Source organism: Bythopirellula superficialaquae, from assembly GCF_059632245.1.
Map to the genome: position 1 here is coordinate 1 of NZ_CP197428.1, position 6,894 is coordinate 6,894.

The 6,894-nt window shown below is 56.2% G+C and carries 5 protein-coding genes; 4 read left to right on the plus strand and 1 reads right to left on the minus strand.

The window, feature by feature from the left end; genetic code table 11:
- Window positions 1-356 precede the first annotated feature (356 nt).
- Window positions 357-2,921 carry a dockerin type I domain-containing protein gene (locus SH678x_RS23150; protein WP_496923121.1) on the plus strand — a complete coding sequence of 855 codons (2,565 nt, stop codon included), beginning with the start codon at window positions 357-359 and terminating at the stop codon, window positions 2,919-2,921.
- Between the two features lie 333 nt (window positions 2,922-3,254).
- Window positions 3,255-3,938, plus strand: coding sequence for a transposase (locus SH678x_RS23155; RefSeq protein ID WP_496923122.1), 684 nt, complete (start codon window positions 3,255-3,257; stop codon window positions 3,936-3,938).
- A 123-nt stretch (window positions 3,939-4,061) separates the two neighbouring features.
- On the opposite strand, the gene SH678x_RS23160 is transcribed toward SH678x_RS23155, so the two are convergent.
- Entirely contained in the window at window positions 4,062-4,703 is a 642-nt protein-coding gene (locus SH678x_RS23160; RefSeq protein ID WP_496923123.1) for an HAD family hydrolase, read from the minus strand.
- 112 nt (window positions 4,704-4,815) lie between these two features.
- On the opposite strand from SH678x_RS23160, the gene SH678x_RS23165 reads away from it, so the two are divergent.
- On the plus strand, window positions 4,816-5,397 hold the full coding sequence (locus tag SH678x_RS23165; RefSeq protein ID WP_496923124.1) for a transglutaminase-like domain-containing protein: 582 nt from the start codon (window positions 4,816-4,818) through the stop codon (window positions 5,395-5,397).
- 77 nt (window positions 5,398-5,474) lie between these two features.
- Window positions 5,475-6,746 carry an MFS transporter gene (locus tag SH678x_RS23170; protein WP_496920798.1) on the plus strand — a complete coding sequence of 424 codons (1,272 nt, stop codon included), beginning with the start codon at window positions 5,475-5,477 and terminating at the stop codon, window positions 6,744-6,746.
- The last annotated feature ends 148 nt before the right edge of the window (window positions 6,747-6,894 follow it).

Sequence of the window (6,894 nt, forward strand, 5' to 3'; positions counted from 1 at the left end):
AACTGCGCGTGCCGCCGGAGTCTTGAATATCATTGTAGCTCGACACTCCGTGTCGAATGCAGAGTGGATCAATACTCCGTATCGATATTTGAGTTCTCAATTACGATACGGAGTCTCGTACCACACTAGAGTAGCTCGACACTCCGTGTCGAAATGGGCCTTCACGCTCACGATGCGGAGTCTCGTACCATATTGTGAATCGTCACTCCGTGCCGATACTCTGAATCACGACATGGAATGTCGTACTACACTCAGATTTTACCCCTATTTCTGCTCGGAATTTTGACAGCGAGTGGTTATACTCAGACTACTTGCGACGACGCCTCAAATTAGACCTTTTCTCTCAGGGCTGTTCTATGCCGGATTACACCTCAACTCTGGTGGCGCGCCTCGACGCGCGGAGCTCCTGTCACAAGACATCCCGTCAACGGCTTCGCATCAACGAGATCCAGGGTTCCCGGCGGTTGTGGCTCGAACTCTTGGAAACACGGGTCCCCCCCAGTTCGCTCATGCTTGGTGGGCTATTGGGTCTCGACTTATCGAGCGATGCACTCGCACAAGCGAAAGTCACCCAGCCAGATGATCCGTTTGCCGTCGTGCCTCGCGCAACGAGATCGTCATCGTTTGCGCCGAATGAATTAGCGATCAATACCCCCTGGATACAACCGACAATTACGACACGGCAGACAACTGCCGAGCCAGACAGCAGCGACACCCGTGGTCGTATGGTAAAGGAGTCCGCCGAAGTCAACAGATTCAAACCCGCGGATGTGTTCTTTACCCGCTTGGCGAATGACTTTGGCAGCTTGCTCTTCGACGCGAATGATCTCGACAGAGTAGCCCGAGTCTCCGACTCGGATGGTTATGGCTCGAATTACGAGACGGAGTCTCGTGCCACACTGGGGGGAGCGGCCACGAGTGTTTCGGCGACGGGGGTTATCGCGGTAGACGCTGGGAGCGGTTCGGTCGGTGGAGCTTCGCCGGCACAAGCAAACAGTCTGCCTACGCTGACGATGAGTACCGCTGCGGCGGATTCGCCGCTCGCGCTGGTCGATGCCAATGGCCAGTCCGTGAACATCGTGCTTGATGAGAACACGCTCGTGATCGGTGCGGCGACTTGGTGCAGCGCGTGCGCGGCCTTTAAAGAAGCGCTTGCCGCACCGGGGGTGGCTGAGGAGCTCAGCGGATTGAAGTTGGTGTTTGCGTTTAGTGATGAGGGGGGAACCGGCCTCGGTGGCGTGGAGAACGAAGCCTTCCTCGCCAACCTGCCGGGGCAGGTCGCCTTCCTCGCGGCGGGGAGCGTGCGGCCGGAGAGTTTCCCCTCGGCTTTTAATTCGCTCACCGGCGAGTTTGATCAAAGCGCATTTGATGCCGTGGGGAATTGGCTTGTGGGGGGTGGGACGACACCGGCCGCGCAGACATCAAGCGCTAAGCCGCAAGCGGCTGGGATTGGGTTGGTTGATGCTGGTGGCGGGGCTCTCGATATCACGATTGATGCTAATACCCTGGTGATCGGGGCGGGCACTTGGTGTGGTGCGACGCAAAAACTTGTCGCCACGCTCCAAGACCCGAACGTGGCGGCGGAGCTTGACGGTCTGCGGATTGTCTTCGCCTTCGACAATGAAGGGGGCGACGGACCGGGGGGCGTGCTGCATGGCGAGTTCCTCGACGACCTGCCGGGTGAAGTTGCCTTCCTGGCCGCGGGGAGTGTTCGCCCCGAGCGGTTGCCGATGGCCTACAACCCCGAGACCGGCCTGTTCGACCAAACGGCCGTGGCGGCGATCAATGCCTGGGTGCAGCGCGACGCGGCCGTGGGCGAATTGGTGAGTGGCGGGACTTGTGGGAATAAGAATGTCGCCGCTAAGCCGCAAGCGGCTGGGGGGGATTTGCCTCCGGCGGCGATTTATGATGTGCCGGCTGATTTTGATGCCAATGGCGAGATCGATCAGTTGGACCTCGCGATCTGGCAAGAGCACTACGGCCTTGGCGTGGATGCCGACCAGTCGCAGGGGGATGCCGACGGGGATGGGGACGTGGATGGCCGCGATTTTCTCATCTGGCAACGGACCTTTGGCGATACAATTTACGATTTCAATATCACGATTCCGCTGGAACCGTTCGACACGGCCACACCCACTATCGAGTGGTCGCAGTCGTTCGGCGCGGTCAGTTATGACGTGACGGTGGCTACCGACCCCGAGTTGACCAGTATTGTGGCCACCTATCCAGGTGTTGTCGGGCTGTCGGTGGTTGTCGGTCCTGTGGCGAGCGGGACTTACTATGTTTCCGTGTTGGCACACCACGAAGACAATCCGGCCGTCGATATCTTGCCGGCCAAGAATAATGGCTTGCCGTTGGTTGTGGATGCCCCAATTCAATATCAGCATACAGTTTTTATTACAAATACGACCTATAGTGTCAGTGGTAGTGCAGAGCCCAACCCAAGTTTATCAAACTTTGGTGGCCATGAATCGGCGGACTTGCAGTGTACGCGTCGGGCCAATGCTGCGGGCATGACACCGGGCTGGGATGGTTCCACGCGAATTTATCGTGCGCTGATCTCGACCAATACCGTGAATGCCAATTCCCCGGAGCGGATCTTGATTCAAGGCCAAATCGTCAACACGCAGGGCGAAGTGATCGCCAATGACAGTGTCGAGTTATGGAGCGGCCAGATTCAAACTCCCATTCAATACAATGAGTTTGGTCAGCCTCTCCCCGCGAACACCCCCTTCTGGACCGGTTCGAATCAAAATGGAGCCCTCTCGCAGAACTGCGTGAACTGGTCGCAAACGGTTTCGCAAGTGGCCAATGTCGGCTATAGCAGTGTTACGAATTTCTGGTTCAACCAAGCGCAACTGGCCTGCAGCCAGGGAAGGCGGCTGTTGTGCATCGGACCGGCGGAAGAGATCACAGAGTAGGTCGAGACTGCACATTGTCAATCGACACTCCGTATCGAATGCAGAGTGGTACGACACTCCGTGTCGTAATTCTGAATCACGACATGGAATGTCGTGCCACACTAGTGTAGATCGACACTCCGTGTCGAAATGGGCCTTCACGATCACGATACGGAGTCTCGTGCCACATTGTAACTCGTCACTCCGTGCCGATACTCTGAATCACGACATGGAATGTCGTGCCACACCAGTGTAGATCGACACTCCGTGTCGAATTTTGAATTACGATACGGAGTATCGTACCACACTGGGAAAATGCTTTGCATTGCTTATTGGCCAGCTTAAAATGTGGCGATGGAACCGCTCTCACGAAATACACCTGTCGAGTTCGGCACTTTTGACGGGCAGGCCGAAGTCTCGCGCACGTATCGCAACTTGCCACACTGGTTTCAACCCGGAGTCGCCGTTTTCCTCACTTTTCGCACGGCTGATTCCATGCCGCGTGCGGTTGTCATGCAATGGCAAAGAGAACTCGAGGATTGGTTGTCGCGGCACGGAGTTGCTGCCTCGGCCCTTAATGATGCTGGCTGGTTGCAGCGTATGCCGCAGCCATTGCAGCGGGAATTTCGCCGCCTGCGTGACCGTGCATGGCACCGGGCTCTGGATGATTGCCACGGGGTGTGCGTGTTACGCGACCCGGTAAACGCGCGCATCGTGGGTGATGCTCTGCTGCACTTTGATGGAGATCGCTACGAAGTGGATACATTTGTTGTCATGCCCAATCATGTGCATGTGCTGGTGCAATTTCGGCAGGGCACTACGCAGCGAGAGCAGTCGAAGAGTTGGCTACGTTACACAGCGAAGCTAATCAACGAACGAATAGGGAAACGTGGCGCGTTCTGGCAGACGGAACCGTTTGATCACCTCGTGCGGAGTTCTATTCAATTTGAGTATCTGCGGCGATACATCGCCGAGAACCCACTGAAAGCGAATCTCGGCAAAGGTGAATACCTCTACTGGAGCAGTGAGTCAGAGTAAGTCGACACCCCGTGTCGATACTCGAATCACGACATGGAATGTCGTGCCACACTAGTGTAGATCGACACTCCGTGTCGAATTTTGAATTACGATACGGAGTATCGTACCACACTGGGCAACCTACTACGACGCCCGGGCTTGCACCACCAACCGTACGTCGGTAAATGTCATTCCCGCGCGCTGCGCGGAAACGATGCCTGGGTCGCCATCTTCAAAGACATGGCACTTATTGGCCGGGACTTCCAGCCGCCGCGCCGCTTCGAGAAACACGTCGGGTGCGGGTTTGGGGGCCACGGGATCGCTGGCCGTGATGATCACGGGAAACAAATCAATCGCGTCGATCGTTTCGAGAATCGCGTGGACCATATCTTTGGTTCCACCTGATACCACCGCCATGGGTAGCTTACCGAAATGTGCGTGCGCTGTGGCAAGCACTTCTTCGACCGGTTTGGTGAGATGGATCTGCGTGGCAAAACGAGCTTCTTTATCGGCGGTGATTTCATCACCATCAAGCTCGACGCCCCACAGTTTGTTGACTTCCAACACGATGCCGTGCGTCGGCACGCCAGCGTGGGTATCGATAAACGAGCGCGGGCAATCGATGTTGTGCGCGAGCAGCGTATCCCGCCACGCGGCGTAGTGAAGGGTCATCGTGTCGGCGAGCGTGCCGTCGCAATCAAACAACAGCGCGGCGGTTCCAGGCGGGATGGGGAGCATGGCAAGGCGGGAAGTGAGGGTGGGATTTTGTAGCAGCGTTCCCACCATTCTAGCCGCTCACAGTCGATGGTGTGAACCCGATGACAGTATGCGTAGTCCGTGAAAAAGTGTTATCTTGCCATGTTTTTGAGCAGTATCTATGTCCGTAGAACGATTTTTAATGTCCACCGCGATTATTGATTGGCGGACACCTGCGGTTCGTGAATTGGCTGCAAAATTGGCCTCGGAAGGTGCGACTCCAATAGACCTCGCCAAACGCACGTTCGAATGGGTTCGCGATGAAATCAAACATAGTAGCGATTACCGGCTGAATCCGGTAACTTGCCGGGCTTCCGACGTGTTGGCCGCGGGAACTGGCTACTGCTATGCCAAAAGCCATTTGCTCGCAGCCCTCTTGCGAGCCAACGGCATTCCGGCGGGCTTGTGCTATCAGCGACTAAGCGTAGATGGTATTGGACCTCCCTTCTGTTTGCACGGATTGAATGCGGTCCTGCTTCCCGAGATGGGTTGGTATCGCATCGATGCCCGCGGCAATCGGGCCGACATTAGCGCCGAATTCACACCACCTCTCGAGCGATTGGCATTCCCGATACACATTGCCGGTGAGTACGATTTGCCGCAGATTTATGCCGAACCGCTGAGCGTGGTGGTGGCTGCTTTGCAGAGGCAACCAAACCTGGGATGCGGTGCTGGCCAATCTGCCCGACGACCCATCTGCGGAATGAACCCCCTTGCGGAATGAACCTACTTTCTTGGGGCTGGGTCCACGTAACAATAGGTGGAGAACGAGAAAGCAAGTTACAAGCAGCGAGGTAGAGCATGTCGGCGGAGTCAGCCACGGTCGAAGCGAATTCCAGTTCCGCAATAGAACAATCAACGGTCATCACCGTGCTCGCGGCGCTGAGTTTCTCGCACCTGCTTAACGACATCATGCAGTCGCTGCTCCCGGCGATTTATCCCCTTTTGAAATCTCAGTATTCGCTGAGTTTCTTCCAGATTGGTTTGATCACGTTCGTGTTTCAATGCACCGCTTCACTGCTTCAGCCGGTGGTGGGCATTTTGACCGATCGTCGGCCTTGGGCGTTTTCGCTCTTGTTCGGGACGATGTTCACGTTGACGGGGCTCTTAGGCTTGGCCGCATCGACAAGCTTTGCCGGCATCTTGGTCTCCGCGGCGTTCGTAGGGATCGGTTCGTCGATCTTTCATCCCGAAGCCTCCCGCGTGGCTCGCTTGGCATCTGGCGGCCGCTATGGATTTGCCCAATCCTTGTTTCAAGTGGGTGGCAATACCGGCACGGCCATCGGCCCGTTGATCGCAGCGTTTATCGTCATGCCGCGCGGCCAAGGGAGCATCGCCTGGTTGTCGTTGGGGGCATTGTTGGCGGCTGGGCTCTTGATGTACGTCGGGCGCTGGTATCAACGCCATCTTGTGAGTTATCACGCGAAGTCTCGCTCCACGGCGGGTGCGAAAGCCGCGGGCCTTTCTCCGTCGCGTGTGCGGATGTCGATTGCAATCTTGTTGGCCCTTGTGTTCTCCAAGTACATCTATTTGGCGAGCCTCACGAGTTATTACACGTTTTATTTGATGCATCGTTTTCACGTGTCGGTGACAGATGCCCAAATGTATCTGTTCGTGTTTTTGGGAGCGGTTGCCGCAGGTACGCTCGGCGGCGGACCGGTTGGTGACAAGCTCGGTTTTAAGACCGTCATCTGGGCGTCGATCCTCGGCGTGTTGCCGTTTACGCTCGTATTACCGTATGTGAATCTTCACTGGACAGTAGTGCTTACCGTCACTATCGGTTTGATTTTGGCCTCTGCCTTCTCGGCAATCATTGTTTACGCCCAAGAGTTGATCCCCAGCCGCGTGGGCTTAGTGGCCGGCATGTTCTTCGGCTTCGCCTTCGGCATGGCCGGAATCGGTGCCGCGGTGCTTGGTAAACTGGCCGACCGGTATGGCATCGAAACCGTTTATCAAGTGTGTGCCTTTTTGCCGTTGATGGGGCTGCTCGCCTATTTCTTGCCGAACATGGACCGTAAACACGCCCGCGATGACATTCAGGCCCATTTGGCATCGCCCGAACTCGATGCGTGAGAGAAAAGAGTGCATCAACGAAAAACGCCCAGGGACGGCACTCCCTGGGCGTTGAATTTCAGTCGTTATTCTGTCGCGAATCAGACTTCCTTTTCTTGAATCCATGACATCATCTTCCGCAATTCTTTGCCGACCTGCTCGACGGGGT